We start from the raw sequence: 22,353 nt of genomic DNA, 5'->3' as shown, positions 1-22,353 counted from the left end.
ACGTGTGCGCCTTTCAGTTCTTGGTCGATGCGGCGAGCTCGGCGGCCTTGCGGGCCGCGCCGTCCATGGTCTCCTCGATCGTCACGAGCGGGTGAGCCCGTTCCGCGAGGATGCGCCGGCCCTCCTCGACGTTGTTGCCGTCGAGCCGCACGACGAGCGGCTTGGTGGCCTCGTCGCCGAGCGCGTCCAGCGCTCCGACGATGCCGTTGGCCACCGCGTCGCAGGAGGTGATCCCGCCGAAGACGTTGACGAACACCGACTTCACCTGGGTGTCACCGAGGATGATGTGCAGCCCGTCGGCCATGACCTCGGCCGAGGCGCCGCCGCCGATGTCGAGGAAGTTCGCCGGCTTCGGGGGGGTGCTGAGGCCTTGGTCGGCTGCCACCTGCTCACCGGCATACGCGACGACGTCGAGGGTCGACATGACCAGCCCCGCGCCGTTGCCGATGACGCCGACGTCACCGTCGAGCTTGACGTAGTTGAGGCCCTTCTCCTTCGCCGCCGCCTCGAGCGGGTCTGCCGCGGCGGTGTCCTCGAGGGCCGCGTGGCCGGGGTGGCGGAAGCCGGCGTTCTCGTCGAGGCTCACCTTGCCGTCCAGGGCGATGATCTCGCCGCCCTCGGTCTTGACCAGCGGGTTGACCTCGACCAACGTGGCGTCCTCCTCGCGGTAGACGTCCCACAGGCGTTTGAGCACCTCGGCGATCGCGTCCTTGTCGGCCTCGTCGAACCCGGCGGCGTCGACGATCTCACGGGCCTTGCCGTCATCGATGCCGACGTTCGGGTCGACAGGAATGCGGGCAAGGGCGTCGGGGCGCTCGACGGCGAGCTGCTCGATCTCCATCCCGCCCTCCTTGCTGCACATCGCGAGGTAGGAGCGGTTGGCCCGGTCGAGCAGGACCGAGAAGTAGTACTCCTCCGCGATCTTCGCGCCCTCGGCGACCATGACGCGGTGGACCGTGTGGCCCTTGATGTCCATGCCGAGGATGGACTGCCCGGCTGCGGCGGCCTCGTCGAGCGACCTCGCGACCTTGACACCGCCGGCCTTCCCGCGGCCACCGGTCTTGACCTGCGCCTTGACGACGACGACGCCGCCGCTCCTGGAGCCGACGGTCTCGGCGGCAGCCCTCACGTCATCGACGGTGTCTGCAACGACGCCGGCGAGCACGGGGACCCCGTGTGCCTCGAACATGTCGCGCGCCTGGTACTCGAAGAGATCCACGGATCGTCCATCCCATCATGGAAAGAGCTTGCGGTCGCGGCCAGCTGCGGTCACGGCTGGAGCCTGGCCCTCCCGGACTCTAGCGGCCCCCGCGGCCCCCGGACCGCTGTCAGGGGCGGTGGGACAAATCTCACCCCGTATGCCGGGCTCAGCCGATCGCGACCGGCTGGCCATGGGGGACGAGCAGGACCCACACCGGGCCGGGCGCCATCGCGATAGCGGCGCCGTTGGCCGAGAACGACGTCGGTGCGGAGGCGGTGGGACGCGACCACTGCCCCGACCAGGCCTGCCCGTCGCGCAGCACGGTGACGGGCCCCTGGCCCAGGACGTCGACCACCGGGGTCTGCACCCCGTTGACGTCCCGGTTCTGCGACAGGTGGCTGGACACCGTCTGGACGATCACGGTGGCGGCGCCGTGCTGGGTGCCGTCGGCGTCGATGTCCGGCCGGCCGTCGCTCGTGACGAGGTAGCGACCCCGCGCCGGGTCCCACGCCATCTCGATGCCCGAGGCAGGCCACCGGGTGAGGACACGGGTCCCGGCGACCCCGCCGGCGACCGCCGGGCCGAACCGGAAACCGACGTCGGCAGGGGGCGCACTGCCGCCGGCGCGGGCCAGCAGCACCGAGGGGCTACCGATGACGTCGTAGGGGGCCGCTCGTCCCCCGTCGCGTCGAAAGCCCTGTCGGGAGGCGTCGAACACCAGATTCTTCTGGGCACCGGCGCCGACCACGGCGAGCGTCCCCGCCGAGGCGCCGGAGAAGGCGAAAGCGACCGGTCCATAGTTCGCGAGGAGTCCGACGTCGGACTCGCGGGCACTGCGGACCGGCCCCACCTGCGCCGCCTGGGCGGTCGAGAAGATCGCGAGGAGGCGGGTGAGCCCGCCCTCGACCGGTTCGACGTAGACGACGTCCGCCTGGTTCAACCCCACGCGAGGCCGGGAGCTGCCCGTGTTGTCCACCTTGACCGCGAGGACGGGGCCACCCGTCAGGGGGGTCAGTGCCGCACCCGTGGGGGCAGAGCCGGTCGGGGTGGCGGTCGGGGTCGCCGTCGGGGTCGCGGTGGGGGTCGTCGGCGTGGCCGAGGGGGTGGCCGCGGGTGGGGTGCTGGCGCTCGGGACGGCTCCCGCAGTCGAGACGGACGTCGGCGTGCCGAGCGGGGTCAGCGAGCCGGCGCAACCTGCCAGGGCCAGCACGCTGAGGACCGTCAGCACCACGCCCGGGCCGGCAGGATGGCCGGCAGCTCGGCAGGGGCCACGACCGGCGCCGCGGTCACGACCTGACGGGGCGGAGCGTCGAGCGCGCATGCTGGGCGAGCCTTCGTTAGTGGGGTCCCCAGCGCGGTTGTGGGGCCGCGGCTTTCGCTGCGGCCCCACACCCACGTTCGTCGACGATGCGGTCATGCCGGGGCTTGCGCTTCCGTACCCACCACATCGCTGCGGTGTCCGGACCACACCCGCCTTGGGGGAACGGGGGTCCGACCCTGTCCATTGTCGACTCGAAGGAATCGTCATCGTGGGGGTTCAGACGAGACCTTCTATGACCATCCTGCAACATCGATCGTCACAATCCAACGCCCTTTGCCAACTTCTTAACGATCCGTGACCGAACAGACCCTCAACACGGGACCTGCCGAGGGGGTTCAGCGGTCGGGATCGACGTTCGCCCGGACCCACGCGACGATGTCCGTGGTCGTGGCACCGGGGGTGAAGACCTTCGCCACGCCGAGCTTCTCGAGCTCGGGGATGTCGTCCTCGGGGATGATGCCCCCGCCGAAGACGACGATGTCGGCGGCGTCACGGGCCTTGAGCAGTGAGACCACCTTGGCAAAGAGCGTCATGTGCGCGCCCGACAGGACCGAGAGGCCCACGACGTCTGCGTCCTCCTGGATCGCCGCCTCGACGATCTGCTCGGGCGTCTGGTGCAGCCCGGTGTAGACCACCTCCATGCCCGCGTCCCGCAACGCCCTGGCGACGACCTTGGCCCCCCTGTCGTGGCCGTCGAGCCCTGGCTTGGCGACGACGACACGCACGGGTGAGGAGGGCGACGACTCAGTCATGAGGGCAGCGTAGCGACACCGTGCCGGCCGCACGTCGCCTCCGTGCTGGAGCGAACGACCACGGACCCACCTTCCGTGCGTCACGGTGTGGTCACGAGAGCCGTGTCCTGCACGCCGACCGGGACGAGCGACGCTTACAGTCGGCAAGACCATGTCCCTGTTGCTCCGGTTGGCGTCCCGAGCCCAGCCCGCAGCTGCTGCGCCCGGCCGCGGGGCTCCGGGCCGCGGGGCCCCGGGCTGCGTTGACGAGTGTCGTGGGCCGGTCCAGCGCCTCGTCGCCTCCGGCCGGTCGGTGACCCGCGCCGTGGTCGCGGCGGCGGAGACCGTCCGGGACGTCGGGGTCGGCACCGTTGACGTCCTCGAGGACGCGGCCCGCGCGCTCTGGACGCCCACCGGCCTCGCGGGGGCCACGGTCGAGGCCCTGTGGATGGCGACGCACGTCGTGATCTATCCCCTCGGCCTCATCCGCGGCCGCTCTCCGGAGGGCGGCCACGGCTATCGCATCCAACACCTGCCACCGGTGCAACGCGGCCTGGTGATCTCCGACGTGGAGGCCGCAGGCACGCCCATCCTCCTGCTCCACGGGATCGTCGACAACGGTTCGGTCTTCACCCTGTTGCGCCTCGGTCTTCGCCGTCGGGGCTTCGGCCGGGTGTCGACGATGAACTACTCCATCCTCACCGGCGACATCCGCGTCGCCGCCGCCCAGCTTGCCGAGGAGGTCGAGGCGCTCGTCGCCGAGACCGGCTACGAGCGGATCCACGTGGTCGGCCACAGCATGGGTGGCCTCATCGCCCGCTACTACGTCACGCGGCTCGGCGGTGACGCGCGAGTCCACACCCTCGTCACCCTGGGCAGTCCCCACCAGGGGACGTTCACGGCATACGGGTGGAACAGCCAGCTCACCAGGCAGCTGCGTCCCGGCAGCCCGTTGATGCAGGAGCTGGCGCAGCCGGTCTCCGGGTGTGGGACGCGGTTCGTCGCCTACTGGTCCGACCTCGACCAGATGATGTTCCCGCAGCACACCGCCGCCCTCGTCCACCCGGACCTCGACGTCACGAACATCGCCCTCGAGGGGGTGGGCCACACCAGCATCCCCATCATGAAGTCCGTCGTCCACGGCATCTCGACGACGCTCGCTCATCTGGACTCGGACGGCACCACCGTCACGGCCGGCGTCACGTCGCTGCCTCTGCCCCCGCGTCGGCGACGCTCCTCCTGACCCGGGTTGCCCCAGCGTTGCGCCGTCGGTGGGACCGGTGGTGGACCAGCCGTGGGACCGATACCGCCGGCCCAGCCGCGACCCGGCGCGGCTATGCCCTGACGTCACGCCATTATGCATAACGAATTGGTCACGCTACGGTATGGATTCCCTCCGTCACCTGCCCCTCGAGGTCTCTCCCGTGTCAAGACCGAACTACGCAGGGCGTCACCGCACCGACCGCGTTGCGGCCCAGACGCCCTCACGCCTGGCGCGCATCGCAGGCGCCGGTCTGCTGTTGCCGACGGCTGCCGCTGCCACCTTGGTGCTGACCGCCACCGGAGCCCACCTCGGCTCGATCTCGGGCACCACCGCCGGCGGCCCCGCCCCGACCCCCACCGCTGTCCAGTCCCAGACGCAGTCGCTGCTCGACCGCAGGCGGGAGGCGCAGGATCTCAGGACCGGCGCGCTCGCGGCACTCTCGCGCCCCGTCCAGGACCGCGCGGCCCGCGACAGCGAGCGCCAGAAGCTCGACACCGTGGCTCTGGACAACGCCCGGCGCGCAGCCGAGGAGCAGGCCCGACAGGCCACGGCCCAGGTCGAGCAGACCGCCCCGGCGCTTGCAGCGCCGGCACCCGCCCCGGCGGCACCACTACCAGCCCCTGCCTCGCCCGCCCCTGCGCCGGCGGCGGCAGCCCCCGCCGCCCCGGCCACGGCCCCGGCCCCTGACACCCGCGGCTGGGTCGCACCGATCAGTGCGGGCTACACGTTGACCTCCGGGTTCGGGATGCGTTGGGGCGCCCTGCACCCAGGCCAGGACTTCGCCATCCCGGTGGGGAGCGAGGTCAGGGCGATGTCAAGCGGCACCGTCCTCATGGCCGGCTCGTCCGGTGGCTACGGCAACAAGGTCGAGATCCAGTACTGGGACGGCACGGTCTCCTGGTATGCCCACAACGCGAGCCTGTCGGTGTCGCAGGGCCAGAGCGTCAGCCCCGGTCAGGTCGTCGCCCTGTCAGGCAACAGTGGCCACTCGACGGGCCCTCACCTCCACCTCGAGATCCATCCCGCCAACGGCGACCCGGTCGCCCCCCTCGGTTGGCTCCAGAAGATGGGGATCGTGCCCTGAGCGGGGGCGGACTCAGAGCCTGACGAGCGGCGCCAGACGCAGCAGCAGCCGCTTGACGCCCTCGTCGCCGAAGTCGACGTGGGCGATGGCCTGGTCGCCGTCCCCGACGACCTCGGTCACGGTGCCGAGCCCGAACTTGGGGTGGGTCACCTTGTCGGCCGGCTTGACGCTGACCGGACCGCGCGACCCGGCCCGGGGCAGGTCCCGGCGCCCGCCGAGGCTCTCCATCGCCGACCCGCCGATGCGACGCCCTGACCGGGCCTGGTCCATCGCGGTCTCGAGGCGCTCCCACTCGATGAGCTCGGCCGGGATCTCGTCGAGGAACCGGGACGCGGGGTGATACTGCGGCTGGCCCCAGGCCGAGCGGACCCCCGCTCGTGAGAGGTGAAGTCGCTCCCGGGCCCGGGTGATGCCGACGTAGGCGAGCCGGCGCTCCTCCTCGAGCTCCTTCGGGTCGTTGAGGGACCGCATGTGGGGGAAGGTGCCATCCTCCATGCCGGTGAGGAAGACGACGGGGAACTCCAGCCCCTTGGCCGTGTGCAGCGTCATCAGGGTCACGACCCCGCCGTCGGACCCCGGGCCGCCGGCGTCGGGGATCTGGTCGGCGTCCGCGACGAGGGAGACCCGCTCCAGGAAGTCCTCGAGGCTCGCCACCTCGCCGGTCTCGGCCCGGGCGTCGTCGAACTCGCGCGCCACCTCGACCAGCTCCGCGAGATTCTCGACGCGGGTCTCGTCCTGCGGGTCCGAGCTGCCCCTCAGCTCGGCAAGGTAGCCACTACGCTCCACCACGGCCTCGACGAGGCCGGCGACACCGGCGCCCCCGTCGTAGACGACGCGCAGGCTCTCGAGGAGGTCGGTGAACACGGTGATCGCGGCGACAGACCGGGTCGCGATGCCCGGGGCGTCGGCGGCCCGCCCCAACGCCGCGACGAAGGGGATCCGCTCGCGCTCGGCCAGCTGGGCCACACAGGCCTCGGCCCGCTCCCCGATGCCCCGCTTGGGGACGTTGATGATCCGGCGCAGGTTGACCGTGTCGACGGGGTTGGAGATGACGCGCAGATAGGCAAGGGCGTCCTTGATCTCCTTGCGCTCGTAGAACCGGGTGCCGCCGACCACCTTGTAGGGCAACCCGACCCGCACGAGGATCTCCTCGAACGCCCGGGACTGGGCGTTGGTGCGGTAGAAGATCGCCACGTCCTTGGGCTTGACCCCGTCGGAGTCCTGCAGTGCGTCGATCTGGCGGGCGACGAAGGCCGCCTCGTCGTGCTCGCTGTCGGCCACGTAGCCGACGATCCGCACGCCGTCGCCCGAGTCGGTCCACAGGTTCTTGGCGCGCCGGCTCTCGTTGCGGGCGATGACGGCGTTCGCGGCGCGCAGGATGGTCTGGGTCGAGCGGTAGTTCTGCTCCAGCAGGATCGTGCGCGCGTCGGGGTAGTCCTGCTCGAACTCGACGATGTTGCGGATCGTCGCGCCGCGGAAGGCGTAGATCGACTGGTCGGCGTCACCGACCACGCACAGCTCGCCCGGCGGGACGGCATGCGCCGGCGCGCCCTCGGGCAGCGCCGGGCCGACGAGCTCCTTGACGAGCTGGTACTGCGCGACGTTGGTGTCCTGGTATTCGTCGACGAGGATATGACGAAACCGCCGCCGGTAGTGCTCCGCTGCCTCGGGAAAGGCCTGGAGCAGGTGGACCGTCGTCATGATCAGGTCGTCGAAGTCGAGGGCGTTGGCCTGGCGCAGGCGCCGCTGGTAGGAGCTGTAGGCGTCTGCCACCATCCGGTCGTGGTGGCTGCCCTCGGTGACCTGCGACGCATACGTCTCCTCGTCGACGAGGTCGTTCTTGAGGTTGCTCACGGCGTGGGCGAACGCCCGCGCGGGGTAGCGCTTCGGGTCGAGGTCGAGGTCACGCATGACCATGGACATCAGCCGCTGACTGTCGGCGGCGTCGTAGATCGAGAAGGTGGACTTCAGGCCGAGCCGGGTCGCCTCACGGCGCAGGATCCGCACGCAGGCCGAGTGGAAGGTCAGGACCCACATCGCCCGCGCGCGCGGCCCGATCAGCTCGGCCACCCGCTCCTTCATCTCGCCGGCGGCCTTGTTGGTGAAGGTGATGGCCAGGACCTGGCCGGGTTGGACCGCCCGCGCGGCCAGGAGGTAGGCGATCCGGTGGGTGAGCACCCGCGTCTTGCCCGACCCGGCGCCCGCGACGATCAGCAGCGGTGGCCCCTGGTGGACGACGGCTGCGCGCTGCTGCGGGTTCAGGCCCGTCAACAGGGCCTCGGGGTCGAGGCGGGTATGCCGGGCTGCCTCGTCCACGGGCGGCTCACCACCCGCGCTGGCCCACGTCGGCACGCCCGACGCATCGACGTCGGACGGGCGGCCGACCGGGTGCGGGGTGGGCAGGTCGAGATCGTCGAAGAGGGTGCTCATGTCACCGGCAAGCCTACGTCGCCGACCCGACAGCACCGCAGTCGCCGAGCGGCGAGCCCGGGCCAGGTCCCGCGTCTCAGCCTCCCGCCTCGAGCTGCTCGGCCGCCCCGAAGAGGGTCGCGCTGTCGGCCGCCTTAACGCCCGCCCACCAGCCCTCGTGGTCGTTCGCCGAGCCCGCGGAGCGGTGCACCATCTGCGGGAAGAGCGCGTCGACGGTCGCGTCCACCTCGGTGGCCCGCTCGGCCAGGACGTGGACGAGGTCGCGGCTCGGCCCGGCGCGCCGGGTCTCGGCACCGCCTTCGCGGGCGCGCGCGCTCGCCGTCTCCTCCTCGGTCACCCCGCTCAGTCGTTGCCCGATCCGGTGCGCGAAGGCCGTCAGGAAGGACTGCCGGAACGAGCGGGTCCGGGACTGCCCCCCACGGGTCGTCCGGCTGCCGTGGCGCGTCATCGCCCGGGTCGACTGCAGGAGCAGGGACGTGAAGATCGTCTCGCTCGCCTGGAGGTCGCTCGCGAAGCCGATGACGGTGACGAAGCCGAGCGACTCCGACCACACCGTGCGGCACCGGTTGGCGGTGGCCACGGCGTCGAGCAGGAGCACCTTCGGCGTCTCGTAGGGCCGGTCGATCCCGACCCGGCGGGCGGTCGGACCGTCGTCGGAGCGGCGTTCACCGGAGGCCGCGAGCATCGCCTGGTCGATGCTGTGCCGCGCCATCAGCGACTGTGCGCCTGCGGTGAAGGTCTCCGCCTCGGCCTCGAAGGTCGTCGACTCGGCCTTGGCCAGGAGGGCACGCACCCGCTCGAGCAGACGCGCGTCGACCGGAGCGGCCTGCTCACCCCTGCCGGCACCGGTATGCCGCGCCGGTCGCCACGTCCCGGGCAGCGGGTCGAGTCGCTGCAGGCCCGGCAGGCCGGCGAGGAAGTCGGCGGCCCGGACCGCCTCGGTCAGGACGGTCACGAGGCCGTCCGGTGTCGACACCGCCCGGGCGGTGAGCGGGTCGGTGTCCCGGGGCCACCACACCCCGGCGCCCGCCTGCGTCAGCTGGTCGTGCCAGCTCGGCGTGACGGTCTGCGCGGCATACCGGCCCAGCTGCGCGGCCACGGCGTCGCCCACGACCGCAGAGCCGATGGCCCCGAGGTTGCGAGCAGCGAGGCGCAGCAGGTCGGCCGGCTGCCACCCGAGTCGCCACGCGTCCTGGACCCCCTCCGTCAGCATCCGGTTGAGGTGGCCGACGAGGGAGCGGCGCCCGCCGGGCGTGGCGATGCTGGCGGACACCTCGAAGAACGCCTCCTCGGCCCGCTCACGTTGGCCCTCGTCGGTGAGCCGCATCAGGCGGTGGAGCCAGCTCATCGCCAGCTCGTCGTCCGAGACCGACCCGCTCGTGGGCCCGGCGAACGGCCACCCGCTCGGGCCCGCACCCGGCATACCGAACGCCGACCCCGACGGTGTTGGCGACGACCGGCGGTCCTTCGCCCTGGCCCGCGCCTTGGCCGCCCGACGTTGCTGGTTGTTGCGCCCCATGCTGGTCCTTCCGCTGGTCCGGTCGAGCCCAGCCTGCCATCCCGGCGAGCGCGCGCTCCCTTCCCATCCACAGCTCAGCCGGTTGCTGCCACCGGCAGGCCCGCCTCGCGCCAGGCCGTCATCCCCCCGACGACGTCCGTGGCACGGCGCAGGCCGAGCCGGTTGAGGCTCGCGGCCGCCAGCGACGAGGCGCGGCCCCCTTGGCAGAGGACGATGACCCGGACCTCAGGTGTGACCCACGCCAGCCGCGCCGCGCTGTGCGGGTCGAGGCGCCAATGCAGGACGGCCGGATCGATGACCACCGGAGCGAGGTCGGGGTGGACCTCCCCTCCGGCCCGGCGCTGCGCCTGCGGCCGGATGTCGACGAGCACGGCACGCCGGTGCAGCGCCCACTGGTATGCCGCGCGGGCGGACATCCGGTCGGACGTCGGGCACGCCTCGGCGAGGAGGTCGGTGAACAGCGTTGTCTCCCAATGTATCTGCGTTGCCGGCGCCAGCGTTGCCGACGTCAGTGTTGCCGCGGTCAGGTTCACCAGTCGACTCCTTCGCGGGTCGTCCGGGTCGGCTCGGGACCCTCAGGTCCGAGCGAGTGCTCGGTCATCTCGACGAGCCGGGGCGCGTAGGCATGGACCGTCAACGAGCGACCCTGACCCCTGCCGCTGACGTTGTGGACGTGCTCGGCGTCGAACGAGCCCGAGTCGCCCTCGTCCAGGCGGCGGCATTGGACGGCCCCGAGCGCCCAGGTCTCCTCGACCACGCTGCCGGAGGCGACCGCGAGGGCGCCCGGGGAGCCCGCGTGGTCGTGCCACCCGGTCTCGGCGCCCGCGGGCCAGGAGTTGACCCAGATCTCGACGCCGGGAGCCTGGGCGAGACGGGCCCAGCTGCGCTTCCCGGTGTCGCGGAGCAGGGCCTCGAGGTTGGGGTTCGTCGCGTACTGGCGGGCCAGCCTCTCGAGCTCGGCCGCGGGGACCCGGGGTGGGTGGGCGCGGTCGAGGTGGGTGGGGTTGCTCGTCATCTGGTCATTCCGTCCGTGGGGCCGGCGGCTGGCCGGCGAGCTGGTGTCGGGCGCTGGTCAGGCGGCGCGACGACAACACAGCGCGGCGCAGCGCGAGGTGGTCGCCGGTGCCGGCTGACCTGCGCACATTCGCCTCGTGACGGGTGACATGACTCCAGCGAAGCAGCGGCGAGAGCCCCGTGCAAGCCAGTTGACACATCATCTCACGTTATGGAACACCACACGTCGAGTTATGTGTCAGGACCGGCGTCGCGTCGTAGGCTGCGAGCCATGACCGCTTCCCCGACCTCCGCCCGTGCCCTCGTCGTCCCCCGCAACGGTGACGCCTCGGTCCTCACCGTCGAATCCTGCGAGGTCGCCGACGCCGGGCCCGGCGAGATCACGGTGCGGGTCGCCGCCGCAGGGGTCAACTTCATCGACGTCTACCAGCGCCAGGGCGTCTATCCCGTCACCACGCCGTTCGTTCTCGGGTTCGAGGGCGCCGGGACCGTGGAGACCGTCGGTGAGGGCGTCGAGCTCGCTCCCGGCGACCCCGTCGCGTGGGCCCAGCACCTCGGCAGCGCCGCGGAGCGCGTCACCCTCCCGGCCGCGTCGGTCGTGCGGGTGCCCGCGGACCTTGACCTCGAGGTGGCAGCCGCGGCAATGCTGCAGGGCCTGACGGCCCACTACCTCGTCACCTCGACGTATGCCGTGCAGCCCGGCGACATCGTGCTCGCCCACGCCGTCGCGGGCGGGGTCGGGCAGCTGCTCGTGCAGCTCGTCAAGGCCAGGGGCGCGACGCTCATCGGGACGGCCAGCACGGCCGAGAAGGCGGCCAAGGCCACGGCGCTCGGCGCCGACCACGTCATCGACTACACCCGGGTCGACGACCTCGCCGCGGCCGTGCGGGAGCTGACCGACGGGGTCGGGGTCCACGTGGCCTACGACGGCGTGGGCCAGTCGACGTTCGACGCGTCGCTCGCCTCGTTGCGCCCGCGCGGGATGCTCGTCCTCTTCGGGGGGGCCAGCGGCCAGGTGCCGCCGCTGGACATCCAGCGGCTCAACTCCGGGGGCTCGTTGTTCCTCACCCGCCCGAAGCTGGGTGACTACGTCGCCACCCGTGAGGAGCTGGAGTGGCGCGCCTCCGAGATCCTCGGCGCGCTCGCGGACGGGAGTCTGCGACTCGAGGTCGGCGGCCGCTATCGGCTCGGCGACGCTCGCGCGGCATACGAGGCCCTCGAAGGCCGAGCGACCACCGGGAAGCTGCTGCTCATCCCCTGAGCCGGCTCAGGACTGGGCCCGACCTGGCGGGTTGCCGGGGCGCTATTCCCCAGGGGAGACGTGCCCTCCGGCGCACTATGCCCTGCCCACCCAGGTAGGCAGCGCACGGTGCCTTGCTCATGGTGGTGGTGGGCACGGCAAGGCACTGCGCCTTGCCCATGGTGGTGGGCACGGCATAGTGCGCCGTGGCCGGCAGTCGGCTCAGGTCCAGAGCACCGCGACGCAGACGTTGAGGACGGCGAGCAGGGCCGCCGCCTGGACGAGGCCGGGGGCTGCGGGCGCGGCCACCGCCGTGCCCGACCCCCTGCCTGCGGCGGCGCCCACCGTCGCGGGGGGCGTGTCGGCGCGGCGCTGGCGGCCGTTGGCGATCTCGGCACACGCGACGACCGCGAGGGCGACGACGAGCTTCACCCCGAGCTTGACGTTGTTGGGCTTGTCCCCGGGGTCCGCGGAGGCCTGGAGCAGGCCGACGAGGATGATCCCCGTGACGAGCTGGGCCCGGGCCCCCCAGAGCAGGGCCGGAGTGACCCGCAGCTCGTGTCGGGTGACGAGCCAGCTGCCGATGATGGCCGCCATCCCGAGCAGGTGGAGGACGAGCACGATGCCGGTGACGAGAGTCATGACCGCCAGCCTAGGTGCGCGCCGGGGGCTCAGGTCACAGGATCCGTCGTCCCATCGCCCAGGCGGTCAGCTCGTGGCGCGACGAGAGCTGGAGCTTGCGCAGGACCGCCGACACGTGGGTCTCCACGGTCTTCACCGAGATGAAGAGCGTCTTCGCGACCTCCTTGTACTGGTAGCCGCGGGCGATGAGGCGCATGACCTCGCGCTCACGGGCCGAGAGACGGTCGAGCTCCTCGTCGACCTCGGCGATCTCTCCCGCCGCCGCCCCGAAGGCGTCGAGGACGAACCCGGCCAGCCGGGGGCTGAACACGGCGTCACCGTCGGCGACCCGCCGGATCGCCGTCTTGAGGTCGTTGCCGCTGATGGTCTTGGTGACGTAGCCGCGGGCGCCGGCCCGGATCACGGCGATGACGTCCTCGGCGGCGTCGGAGACCGAGAGCGCGAGAAAACGCACCGGCTGCCCGGCCGCGGTCTCGACCCCCCGGCAGCCGCCGATGACGTCGACCCCACCGTTGCCGTTGCCGCCGGGCAGGTGCACGTCGAGCAGGACGACGTCGGGCTTCGTGCTCATGATGATCGACACTGCCGTGTCCACGTCGGGCGCCTCACCGACCACCTCGGTCATCGCCGGGTCGAGCTCGGTCTTCACCCCGGACCGGAACATCCGGTGGTCGTCGACGAGGACAAGGCGGATCGGGGCGTTCATGCCGGTTCTCCTGGGGTGGAAGGGTGCGTGACGAGGGAGGTCTGGGGCATCGTCCCCGGCGGGGTAGCCGCCTCGGTGCGGCCACCCGACGGGGGCAGGGTCAGCTCGACCTCGGTGCCGTGCTCGAGCCGGCGGATCCGCGCCGCGCCGCCGTGGCGGGACATCCGAGCGAGGATCGAGGCACGCACCCCGAGCCGGTCGTCGGCGACGCCATCGAGGTCGAAGCCCTCGCCGTGGTCACGAACGAACGCCTCCACCCCCAGCGGCCCGATCTCGACGTAGGTCGAGACGGGGCCCAGGCCGTGACGCACGGCGTTGAGCATGGCCTCACGGCTCGCCTTGACCAACGCCTCCCCGCCCGGGTCGAGCGGTCGGTCGCCGGTGATCACCAGGTCGATCGGCACCCCGTGCTCGTCCTCGACCTCGTGGGCCACCGACGCCACCGCCGTCGCGAGGCTGTCCGCGGAGGCGGACTCGTCGGCATACAGCCAGGTCCGCAGCTCGCGCTCCTGCGAGCGCGCCAGCCGCACCACCGTGGCGGGGTCGTCAGCGCGGCGCTGGATCAGCGCGAGGGTCTGCAGGACGGAGTCGTGCAGGTGCGCGGCGATGTCGGCGCGTTCGGTGGCCCGGATCCGCTCGGTCTGCTCGTGCTGCAGGCCCTGCCACATCCGCACGACCCACGGGGCGGCGATGACGCTCGCCCCGACGAGCACGGCGAACGCGGCGAGCGCCGTGCTCCACACGACGTCGAAGCCTCGGCCCTGCGTCGCCATGGCGACCACGCCGGTCATCGTCAGTGCCAGCCCGATGAGGGGCCGGGCGACCGTCAGGACCTTGCCGCGGCGCGAGCGGGCGACCCAGCGGCCACGCTCGGTGTCGTCCAGCTGCGACCACGCGAGAAAGGCGCCCGCGGCCACCGCGACGACGGGGACCACGAACCCGAGGTGCCTCCCGACCTGCTCGAGCGGGCCGGCCCACCCGAGTCCCAGGACGAGGACCGCAGCCCCAGCAATGAGGAGCATCTGGTTGCGGTGCAGCTCCCGTCGTGGTGCGACGGTCGAGGCCGGCCCCCCCGGTGCGGCGGTGTCCGGACGGGTCATCGCCCAGAAGAAGCCGTAGACGAAGAGTCCCGGACCGGCGACCCCCGCGATGACGGCGATGACCCGGACCAGACCGGAGCTCACTCCCAGGTGCTCCGCGATGCCCCCGCAGACGCCGGCGACCCACCGGTCACCGGTGGAGCGGTAGAGGCGCCGCAGCTCGGGAGTGCTCGGGGATTCGGCCACGACCCCATCCTGACCCATCTCCTCGCTGGCGTCGCCACCCTTCGGGGTCGGTTCAGGGTCACGTCAGGGTCGACCCTCATGGCCGCGCCCGGCGCCCGCCAGCACGATGGAGGCATGAGCGATCACCCGGCGTCGCAGCAGCGAGGCCTCGACGGCTTCTTCGCGTGGCTGCGCGGGACGGGCATCCGTCGCGACACGGACAACAAGTGGCTGGCCGGGGTGTGTTCCGGCCTGGCCCGACGCCTCGGCGTGGATCCCGTGCTGCTGCGCGGTGGCCTGCTCCTGCTCATCGTCTTCGGCGGCTTCGGGCTGCTGCTCTACCTCATCGCGTGGGCCCTGCTGCCCGGCCCGGACGGCGACATCCTCGCCGAGAAAGGCGTGCGGCACGGCGACGCCCGGGCCATCATGCTCCTCGTCGCCATCGGCATCGGCGTCCTCGGCGAGCTGTCGGACCGCACCTGGCTGTGGACCGTCCTGCTCCCCATCGGGCTCTTCGTCTGGTGGACGCTGCGGTCTCGAGGACGCAGCAGCGGAGTCCCCTGGGGCCACCCCTCCACAGACCCCACCGCGGCGTATGCCGTGGGCCCGGCCCCGGGGTCTGTCCCTCCCGGCGCAGCCCCGCACCCGATGGGACCCGGCCGCACCGGCGCCGTCACCGGGGCCGTGCGACACACCCCAACGCGCCGTCCGCGGGCGGGCCTGCTCGGCCTGCTCCTCACGGCTGGTCTGGCCGTCGCGGCCTACGGCGGCGGCACCCTCCTCGCCACCGACCAGGCCTGGGCCAGCGACCCTCAGGTGATCGGGCTGACCTGCGCGCTCGGGGCGGCCGGGGCCGGGCTCATCCTGATCGGCCTGGCAGGACGTCGAGCCGGGTTCACCGGCTTCCTCGTCACGGCGCTGGCCGTCGCGACGGTGGCGGTCCCCGCGGGGGCGCCGGGCGTCGTCCGGTCGGGGGTCGGCGACCGCGCGTGGGTCGCCTCCGCCCAGCCCGACGGCGGTTTCCGGCTCGGCGCCGGAGACGCCACGCTCCACCTCGACGGGGCCACGGCCAACCAGGTGATCACGGTCGCCCAGGGCCTCGGCAACCTCACGATCTACGTCCCCCCGGGGGTGCGGGCCACGACGACGGCACGCGTCGGGGCGGGCCAGCTGAGCATGACCCGCGACGGCAGGACGGTCGAGGCCGGGGCCGGCGTCGGCACCGACGCCGAGAAGCCCTTCGTCGTCGGTGCGGGAGCGACCGCCGTGACCCTCAACGTCGATCTCGGCCTGGGCGACCTGACCATCATCGAGGAGGCGCCATGACCGACCCTGCGACGCAGCCCATCTCGACCGCCCCACCGTCGGGTCCGGCGGGCCCCAACTGGGGCCTGATCCTCCTGGGGGTGCTCGTCATGCTCGTGGCCGGTGGCGTCCTGGCGAGCGAGGTCTCCGCGTTCCGGGCCAGCCAGCTCTCCGGCATCGGGCCGGGTGTGCTCATCGCCGTGGGTCTCGTGAGTGCCATGGTCGGCATCGCGGGAATGCTGCTGCGACGCCGTCACTGATGGGCAGCCAGGAGGGGGACGATGATGTCGCGCCAGCCGGGGGTGAGCGGGAGCTGCGGCACCTGTGCGACGCTCACCCACGCAGACGCCTCGGTCGTGCCCCCCACGTCGAGGACGACCGGGTCGGTCGGCTCGGAGCAGGTGGCGCGATAGATGATCCGGATCGCCTGGAAGTCCTCGAGCCGTCCGTGCGGTGCCCGACCGACCCAGTGCCGGGTGCTGATCCGCGCGAGCCCGGACACCTCGATCAGCTGGGAGCTCTCCTCCCGGACCTCGCGGTGCAGCGCCTCCTCCGGCAGCTCTCCGGGATCCACCCCGCCACCGCAAAGGCCCCACGAACCGCGGGCGTTGGTCCGGCCGGACATCTGGCTGAGCAGCACACCACGCTCGCTGAGCACGACGGCATACGCGGCCACGCGCTGGTGGCGCACCGGGGCCTCCTCCGGAGCGCGCACGAGACCGGCGTCCACCCGCGGCCGCCCCGGGGCCGGCGCCGTGTCCGCCGGTGTGCCGTCCTGTGGCCGCACCCGGTAGACCAGCCGCAGCTCGTGCGGACGCGACTCTCCCTCGACGCGATCCGCCCTGACGGACATGAACCCCCGCGCTCGCAGGCCCTCCTCCGGATCGAGACCGTGCTCGAGCCGGAATCTCAGCCGCTCGGTGCCCTCCTCCACCCCGACCACCCAGACGGCCGCCTGGTCGACCCGCTCCCGGTGGGTCATCGACGCGCCCTCGAGCCGATGGCACGCAGGTATTCCCCCTCGGCCTTCGCGGCCACGCTCTCCCAGTCCTGCGCGGGTCGGTGGTCGAGGTTGTGAGCCGTCATCGAGGCCCGCAGCGGGGCGTCGGAAGCCAGCCTCGCGAGCGCAGTCGCCATGGCGTCGTCGTCCCGCGCGAGGTAGCCGTTCACGCCGTCCGTGACGAACTCGCCGACGCCAGAGCCCTGTCGGCCGACCACCGGCAATCCGGCCGTGCGCGCCTCGAGCGCCGCGATGCCGAAGGACTCGAGCTTGCCGGGCGAGATGTAGATGTCTGCGGCGGCATACCTCAGCTTGAGCTCGTCCCGGCTGACCCGGCCGGGCAGGCTGACCCAGCCGGCCATCGCGTGCTCGTGGACGAACCGCTCCACCGTGGCTCGGGCCGGTCCCTCACCGAGGACCTCCACGTGCAGGCCGACCTCCTGCGGCACGAGCTCGCGGGCGCGCCGGACGACCCGCAACATCGGCACCGGCCGTTTGCGCCCGGCCAGCCGCATCGCCGTCACGATGCGGACCGTCCCGTCGTCCGGCGGGCAGCGCGTCGGGCGCCATGCGTCGACGTCGATCCCGTTGGGCAGCACCGCCACCTCGGCCGACGTGCCCAAGATCCGGCGCAACGGGGCGGCGGCGACGTCCGACACGGCACTCATCGCCATCCCGCGCCGCGCCCAGTGACGGACCACCCCCAGCGCCGACACCACCGGGGCCAACCCGTCGAGCATGCAGTGCCACGTCATGGCGGTGGGCAGCCCCATCCGGGTCGCCAGGAGCGCGCCGTCCACGGCGAACGGGCTGATCACGCCCATGTGCACGTGGACCACGTCGACGTCCGCCAGCCGTTTGCGCATCTGCACCGGGGCCCACGGGTTGACCGGCAGGTCCCACGGCAGCTGCAGCGCCATTCGGTGGACGGTGACGCCGTCGACGACCTCCGTCCCGCCGTAGCGCTCACCGTGGCTCCCCGGAGTCGCCGTGAACACCTCCACGCGGTGCCCCCGCTGCACGAGACGGGCCGCCAGGTCGTGCACCTGCACCTCGATGCCACCCAGACGGGGGAGATAGCAGTCCGACAAGAGGGCAACCTTCACACCTGCGAGCATGTCATGGGCCACTATGGAGGCCACATGGGACACACACTGCTCGCGTTCCACGCCCACCCGGACGACGAGGCCCTGCTCACCTCGGGGACGATGGCGCGTGCCGCCGCCGAGGGCCACCGGGTGGTCGTCGTCGTGGCGACGGACGGCGAGCTCGGGCTCGCCTCCGCGGCATATACGGGCGACGGGTCGCTCGGCCAGCGGCGGATGGCGGAGCTGCGGGCGAGCGCGAGGGCGCTCGGCGTGGCCCGGGTGGAGCACCTCGGCTATGCCGACAGCGGCCTCGGCCCGGTCGTCGAGCCCGACCCGCCGGGCCAGGTCCGCTTCGTCCGGGCGGACACCGAGGAGGCCGCCGAGCGGCTGGCCGCCATCCTGCGCGAGGAGCACGTCGACGTCCTGCTGACCTACGACCGCAACGGCGGCTACGGGCACCAGGACCACGTCAAGGTCCACCACGTCGGTGCCCGGGCGGCCGAGCTCGCCGGGATCGGCACCGTCCTGCAGGCGACGGTGCCCCGCGACGCGATCCTGCGCGGACTGCGCCTCGCGGCGAGGATCTACCGCTTCCCCCCCGACTTCGACCCGACATCCTTCGAGCGGGCCTACAGCCCGCGCTCGGCGATCACCCACCGCATCGACGTGCGTCGGTATGCCGCGCAGAAGCGGGCCTCGATGCGCGCCCACGCGTCGCAGTCCTCGGCCGACGGCGGCGCCGACCGGACTCTCGCGGCGTTCCTGCGGATCCCGCGTCCGCTGTTCGACCTCGTCTTCGGCCGCGAGTGGTTCGTCGACGCCGCGCGGCCCCCCGGCTCGAGGATCTCGCGCGATGTCTTCGGAGGCTGAGGCGATGGGCGGGCCGCGGCGGGCGCGGGTGACCCGGGCCCTGCAGGTCGTCGTCGGGCTCGGCCTGGCCGTCGGGCTGCTCGGGTGGGCCCTGCCCCACTTCGCGCACACGACGTGGGGGGCCGTGTGGCACGTCCTGAGCGGCATCCCGCCCACCACCGCCGCCGGCCTGATGCTCATCATGATGTCCGGCCTGTGGCTCTACACCTTCACGTTGACCGGCTCGCTGCCCGGCCTCGGACACCTCAAGGCGCTGATCGTCAACGTGTCCGGGTCTGCGGTCGGCAACCTCCTGCCCGCCGGGGGCGCCGCGGGGGTGGCCGCGACCTACAAGCAGCTGCGGTCGTGGGGCTTCACCCGGCGCGACATCTCGACGTCGATCATCGTCTCCGGCGTCTGGAACGCCATGTCCCGCCTGCTGCTGCCCATCATCGGCATCGTCGCCATGCTCCTCGGTGCCGGGCAGCTCAACCCGGCCGTGATGCGGGCCGCCGCCGCGGGCGCGATCGGGGGGGTGATCGTCCTCGGCCTGTTCATCTCCGTGCTGTCGTCGCAGCGGATGGCGTTCCGGGTCGGGACGGTGCTCGAGTCCGCGGCCCGGCCGTTTCGCCGGGGCACGACGACGGACGTGGGGTTCACCCACCACGTCATCGACCAGCGGGCCCAGACCATCTCGGTCGTGCGGACCGGGTGGCTGCAGATGACGTTCGGCCTCATCGGCTTCTTCGGCATGAACTACCTGCTCTTCTGGTTCTGTCTCAACACGGTCGGGGTCCAGCTGCCCTTCGCCTACATGTTCTTCGCCTTTGCCCTCAGCCGGCTGCTGACCAGCGTGGGCGTCACGCCCGGTGGGGTCGGCATCTCCGAGACCGGCGTCGCCGCGCTCCTCGTCGGGTGGGGCGCCGACCCGGCGCAGGCCACCGCCGGGGTCGTCCTCTACTCGCTCTACGTGCACTTCTTCGAGGTCCCCCTCGGGGCGATCGGGTGGCTCGCGTGGCTGGCCAGCCCCAAGTTCGTCCCGGCGGACGCCCGGAAGGCCTCTGCCCCGTCAGGCCCTGACGAGCCGCCGGACCTGCCGCTGCCGCGCCTGGTCGGCGACCGCGTCGTCGAGGTCGCCGGGCTCGAACGGGCGCCCGGTCGCCCGTTCGGCCGCGCCCGCGATCAGGTGGTCCGCGAGCCGGGGGTTGGCCGGCAGGATCGGACCGTGCAGGTAGGACCCGATGACGTTGCCGGTCACCGCGCCCTCGGTGCCGTCCCGGCCGTTGTTGCCGCTGCCCGCCCGGACGCTGCCGAACGCGGCCTGCCCGGCGCCGAGCACCGTTGACCCGGAGTGGTTCTCGAAGCCGACGACCTCGCCGAAGGCCGTGTCGAGGACGACGCCGCCGATCATCCTGGTGGCGTTCCCACGGGTGGTCACGTCGAGGATCCCCAGCCCGGGCAGCTCCCGCTCCTCGATCGTGATGAAGGCGTTGCCGAAGAGCTGGTACATCCCACAGATCATGATCATCGGCACGCCGGCGGACGCCCAGCCCCGGAGCCGGTCGGCGATGAGCGCGAGATCGTCCTCGACCCGCGACTGTCCGGAGTCCTGCCCGCCGCCGCCGAGGAAGAGGTGGGGCTCGTCCGGCAGGTCCGAGCCGGGGTGGTGGTCGTGGACGGCCACGTCATACCCGTGGCGCCGGATCCGGGAGGCGAGACACCGCGTGTTGCCGAGGTCGCCGTAGATCGACATCTCCCGGGGGTAGAGGTGCACGAGCGTGATCAGGCCCTTGCTCGTCATGCCGGCTCCTCGCCGAAGTTCGCCAGGTGGTAGCGCGCGGCCAGCAGCCGGCGCAGCCTCATCATCGCCGTGTAGGTGCAGAAGATCCGCCGTGGTTGACGCGGATATGCCGCGAGGAAGGTCTCGAGGCCCTCGGCCAGGTCGGGGATGATCGCCTCGACCCGGACGTCGTCGTAGTCGAGCCGCAGCGCCATGTCGTAGCCGCGGACGCCGCTGGTCAGGGCCACCCCCTGGCGCCGCAACGACTCGAAGCTCACGTCGTAGAGCCACGAGACGTCCTGGCCGTCGGCGTAGTCGTCGTTGATGGCGATCATCGTCGTGACCGGCTCGGCGCCGTAGGTCCCGAGGGCGACGGTGAACCCGGCGGGGTTCTTGACGAGGACGAGCTCGAGCGGGTGCCCGCCGGCGTCGATGACCTCACCCCGGCCGAAGGGGGGCGTCACGGCGGCCAGCGCCTCGAGCGCGCGGGCCTCGTCGAAGTCGTCGCCGAGCAGCATCCGCGCGGTCGTCATCGCCGCGGTGGCGTTGATCATGGCGGCAAGTCCCCGCTGCCGCAGCTCGACGGGTCCGACGCTGCCCTGCCCGAACGTCACCGAGAAGCGGCGTTCCGTGAGGGGATGGAGCAGCCCGTCGGCCGGGGTGGGGTGGGGGGGGCTGAAGTCGTCGTCGAAACGCACGTCGGCCTCGTGCAGGGGGGGCAGGTCGTCGGCGACGGCCGGGTCGACACCGAAGTAGCGCACCGCGACGTCGCTGCCGAGCTGGCCCCTGACCCGCGCCACGAACGAGTCGTCGCGGTTCAGGACCACCCCCGTGGTCGTCTGCGAGGCCAGGGAGGCGAGCAGCCTGGCCGTGGTGTCGATCTCGGCGAAGCGGTCCAGCTGGTCACGCGCCACGTTCAGCAGCAGGGCATGGGTCGGCCTGACCACCTTGGCGAACTGCAGCGCGTGCCACTCGTCGAGCTCAAGGATCGCGACATCGGCCTCGATGCGACCGGAGAGCGCCACCTCGCCCAACATCGAGGAGATGACGCCGCGAGTGAAGTTGCTCCCCGTCGGGTTCGTGAAGACCGCCCTACCGTGGGCCCGCATCAGCGCCGCCAGCATCTTCGTCGTGGTCGTCTTGCCGTTGGTGCCGGTGACCACGAGGATCCCGCCGCTCACGCCGCTCAGGGCGTGCGCGAGGAACGCCGGGTCGATTCGTTCGACCACGAGGCCCGGCAGGGCCGACCCCCCGCCCCGGAACCTCGCGGCCCTGCGCGCAGCCTTGCCGGCCACGACGGCCACCCTTGTCCTCAGCACGGACCCCACCCTACGGCGGCAGCCACGTCGTCGCCGACACCACCGGGCCCCGCGCGGGGGCAGCCACAGACGCCCTACCTGGATGTCTCCGGGTAGGGCGTCTGTGAATGGTTGTCCGGCTGCGTCCTACTCTCCCACACCGTAACCAGTGCAGTACCATCGGCGCTGAAGGGCTTAGCTTCCGGGTTCGGAATGGAGCCGGGCGTTTCCCCTTCGCTATGACAGCCGAAACTCTATGGAGATATCTTTCGGTGTTCGCCACCCACGCGCTGGGAGTGGTCGAACGTAGTTTCCCGACCGTATCTCGGGAACTACACAGTGGACGCGTAACATCTTTGTTGTATCAAGTTATCGGCTTATTAGTACCAGTCAGCTACACACATTACTGTGCTTCCACGTCTGGCCTATCAACCCAGTAGTCTAGCTGGGAGCCTCTCGGACCTGAGTCCATGGAAACCTCATCTTGAAGCGTGCTTCCCGCTTAGATGCTTTCAGCGGTTATCACTTCCGAACGTAGCTAATCAGCGGTGCCCTTGGCAGGACAACTGACACACCAGAGGTTCGTCCATCCCGGTCCTCTCGTACTAGGGATAGC

At 71.9% G+C, this 22,353-nt stretch carries 20 protein-coding genes, 2 rRNA genes and 1 pseudogene; 7 read left to right on the top strand and 16 right to left on the bottom strand.

Annotation, left to right across the window (positions count from 1 at the left end; all coding sequences use genetic code 11):
* Positions 1-13: 13 nt before the first annotated feature.
* The 3 genes from sucC to ACLL9L_RS15610 all read right to left on the bottom strand — a co-directional run bounded on the left by sucC (position 14) and on the right by ACLL9L_RS15610 (position 3,274).
* Positions 14-1,219, bottom strand: coding sequence for an ADP-forming succinate--CoA ligase subunit beta (sucC, locus tag ACLL9L_RS15620; RefSeq protein ID WP_411285579.1), 1,206 nt, complete (start codon positions 1,217-1,219; stop codon positions 14-16).
* A 148-nt stretch (positions 1,220-1,367) separates the two neighbouring features.
* Positions 1,368-2,432, bottom strand: coding sequence for a DUF3048 domain-containing protein (locus ACLL9L_RS15615; RefSeq protein ID WP_411285578.1), 1,065 nt, complete (start codon positions 2,430-2,432; stop codon positions 1,368-1,370).
* Between the two features lie 425 nt (positions 2,433-2,857).
* On the bottom strand, positions 2,858-3,274 hold the full coding sequence (locus ACLL9L_RS15610) for a cobalamin B12-binding domain-containing protein (protein ID WP_411285577.1): 417 nt from the start codon (positions 3,272-3,274) through the stop codon (positions 2,858-2,860).
* A 151-nt stretch (positions 3,275-3,425) separates the two neighbouring features.
* Between ACLL9L_RS15610 and ACLL9L_RS15605 the strand changes: the two genes are divergently transcribed.
* A complete protein-coding gene (locus ACLL9L_RS15605; RefSeq protein WP_411285576.1) occupies positions 3,426-4,496 on the top strand; it encodes a lipase family alpha/beta hydrolase in 1,071 nt (356 codons plus the stop codon).
* A gap of 181 nt (positions 4,497-4,677) precedes the next feature.
* Positions 4,678-5,601, top strand: a complete 924-nt coding sequence (locus tag ACLL9L_RS15600; protein ID WP_411285575.1) for a M23 family metallopeptidase — start codon at positions 4,678-4,680, stop codon at positions 5,599-5,601.
* 12 nt (positions 5,602-5,613) lie between these two features.
* Here ACLL9L_RS15600 and pcrA read toward each other — a convergent pair whose 3' ends face one another.
* From pcrA to ACLL9L_RS15580, 4 genes are all read right to left on the bottom strand, one after another.
* Positions 5,614-8,031 carry a DNA helicase PcrA gene (pcrA, locus tag ACLL9L_RS15595; protein ID WP_411285574.1) on the bottom strand — a complete coding sequence of 806 codons (2,418 nt, stop codon included), beginning with the start codon at positions 8,029-8,031 and terminating at the stop codon, positions 5,614-5,616.
* Positions 8,032-8,107: 76 nt separating this feature from the next.
* Positions 8,108-9,550, bottom strand: coding sequence for a DUF2786 domain-containing protein (locus ACLL9L_RS15590; protein ID WP_411285573.1), 1,443 nt, complete (start codon positions 9,548-9,550; stop codon positions 8,108-8,110).
* Between the two features lie 74 nt (positions 9,551-9,624).
* On the bottom strand, positions 9,625-10,083 hold the full coding sequence (locus ACLL9L_RS15585; RefSeq protein ID WP_411285572.1) for a rhodanese-like domain-containing protein: 459 nt from the start codon (positions 10,081-10,083) through the stop codon (positions 9,625-9,627).
* Entirely contained in the window at positions 10,080-10,565 is a 486-nt protein-coding gene (locus tag ACLL9L_RS15580) for a hypothetical protein (protein ID WP_411285571.1), read from the bottom strand. Before ACLL9L_RS15580 ends, ACLL9L_RS15585 begins: the two co-directional genes overlap by 4 nt.
* A 270-nt stretch (positions 10,566-10,835) precedes the next feature.
* Here ACLL9L_RS15580 and ACLL9L_RS15575 point away from each other — a divergent pair, with 270 nt between their 5' ends.
* The gene (locus ACLL9L_RS15575) at positions 10,836-11,825 is read left to right on the top strand and encodes a quinone oxidoreductase family protein (protein WP_411285570.1); all 990 of its coding nucleotides are present in this window, start codon (positions 10,836-10,838) and stop codon (positions 11,823-11,825) included.
* A 201-nt stretch (positions 11,826-12,026) separates the two neighbouring features.
* Here the strand turns inward: ACLL9L_RS15575 and ACLL9L_RS15570 are convergent, their stop codons facing one another.
* From ACLL9L_RS15570 to ACLL9L_RS15560, 3 genes are read right to left on the bottom strand one after another with little or no spacing between them, the layout of a single operon-like run.
* Positions 12,027-12,446: a hypothetical protein gene (locus ACLL9L_RS15570; protein WP_411285569.1), complete on the bottom strand. Its 420-nt coding sequence runs from the start codon at positions 12,444-12,446 to the stop codon at positions 12,027-12,029.
* Between the two features lie 34 nt (positions 12,447-12,480).
* A complete protein-coding gene (locus ACLL9L_RS15565; protein ID WP_411285568.1) occupies positions 12,481-13,152 on the bottom strand; it encodes a LuxR C-terminal-related transcriptional regulator in 672 nt (223 codons plus the stop codon).
* Entirely contained in the window at positions 13,149-14,438 is a 1,290-nt protein-coding gene (locus ACLL9L_RS15560; RefSeq protein WP_411285567.1) for a PspC domain-containing protein, read from the bottom strand. Before ACLL9L_RS15560 ends, ACLL9L_RS15565 begins: the two co-directional genes overlap by 4 nt.
* A 114-nt stretch (positions 14,439-14,552) precedes the next feature.
* On the opposite strand from ACLL9L_RS15560, the gene ACLL9L_RS15555 reads away from it, so the two are divergent.
* Together ACLL9L_RS15555 and ACLL9L_RS15550 are read left to right on the top strand one after the other, a co-directional pair.
* Entirely contained in the window at positions 14,553-15,743 is a 1,191-nt protein-coding gene (locus ACLL9L_RS15555) for a PspC domain-containing protein (protein ID WP_411285566.1), read from the top strand.
* Positions 15,740-15,982 carry a hypothetical protein gene (locus tag ACLL9L_RS15550; RefSeq protein ID WP_411285565.1) on the top strand — a complete coding sequence of 81 codons (243 nt, stop codon included), beginning with the start codon at positions 15,740-15,742 and terminating at the stop codon, positions 15,980-15,982. Before ACLL9L_RS15555 ends, ACLL9L_RS15550 begins: the two co-directional genes overlap by 4 nt.
* Here ACLL9L_RS15550 and ACLL9L_RS15545 read toward each other — a convergent pair.
* The gene (locus ACLL9L_RS15545; RefSeq protein ID WP_411285564.1) at positions 15,976-16,704 is read right to left on the bottom strand and encodes an NUDIX hydrolase; all 729 of its coding nucleotides are present in this window, start codon (positions 16,702-16,704) and stop codon (positions 15,976-15,978) included. The genes ACLL9L_RS15550 and ACLL9L_RS15545 overlap by 7 nt on opposite strands.
* A complete protein-coding gene (locus ACLL9L_RS15540) occupies positions 16,701-17,828 on the bottom strand; it encodes a glycosyltransferase (protein WP_411285563.1) in 1,128 nt (375 codons plus the stop codon). The genes ACLL9L_RS15545 and ACLL9L_RS15540 overlap by 4 nt, the downstream gene beginning before the upstream one ends.
* Positions 17,829-17,864: 36 nt before the next feature.
* On the opposite strand from ACLL9L_RS15540, the gene ACLL9L_RS15535 reads away from it, so the two are divergent.
* Together ACLL9L_RS15535 and ACLL9L_RS15530 are read left to right on the top strand one after the other, a co-directional pair.
* Entirely contained in the window at positions 17,865-18,680 is an 816-nt protein-coding gene (locus ACLL9L_RS15535) for a PIG-L deacetylase family protein (RefSeq protein WP_411285562.1), read from the top strand.
* Positions 18,664-19,626 (top strand): annotated as a pseudogene (locus tag ACLL9L_RS15530) (lysylphosphatidylglycerol synthase domain-containing protein); the annotation flags it as partial. The gene ACLL9L_RS15535 and the pseudogene ACLL9L_RS15530, both read left to right, overlap by 17 nt.
* Positions 19,627-19,728: 102 nt before the next feature.
* Here ACLL9L_RS15530 and ACLL9L_RS15525 read toward each other — a convergent pair.
* From ACLL9L_RS15525 to ACLL9L_RS15510, 4 genes are all read right to left on the bottom strand, one after another.
* Positions 19,729-20,460 carry a type 1 glutamine amidotransferase gene (locus tag ACLL9L_RS15525; protein WP_411285561.1) on the bottom strand — a complete coding sequence of 244 codons (732 nt, stop codon included), beginning with the start codon at positions 20,458-20,460 and terminating at the stop codon, positions 19,729-19,731.
* On the bottom strand, positions 20,457-21,758 hold the full coding sequence (locus ACLL9L_RS15520) for a MurT ligase domain-containing protein (protein WP_411285560.1): 1,302 nt from the start codon (positions 21,756-21,758) through the stop codon (positions 20,457-20,459). Before ACLL9L_RS15520 ends, ACLL9L_RS15525 begins: the two co-directional genes overlap by 4 nt.
* 113 nt (positions 21,759-21,871) lie before the next feature.
* Positions 21,872-21,988 (bottom strand): 5S ribosomal RNA (gene rrf / locus ACLL9L_RS15515).
* Between the two features lie 109 nt (positions 21,989-22,097).
* A 23S ribosomal RNA gene (locus tag ACLL9L_RS15510) occupies positions 22,098-22,353 on the bottom strand; the annotation flags it as partial.

This window comes from Lapillicoccus sp. (genome assembly GCF_046595215.1).
In the GTDB taxonomy this organism is placed as follows: Bacteria; Actinomycetota; Actinomycetes; order Actinomycetales; family Dermatophilaceae; genus Lapillicoccus.
This window is presented reverse-complemented; position numbering and strand designations above follow the sequence as displayed.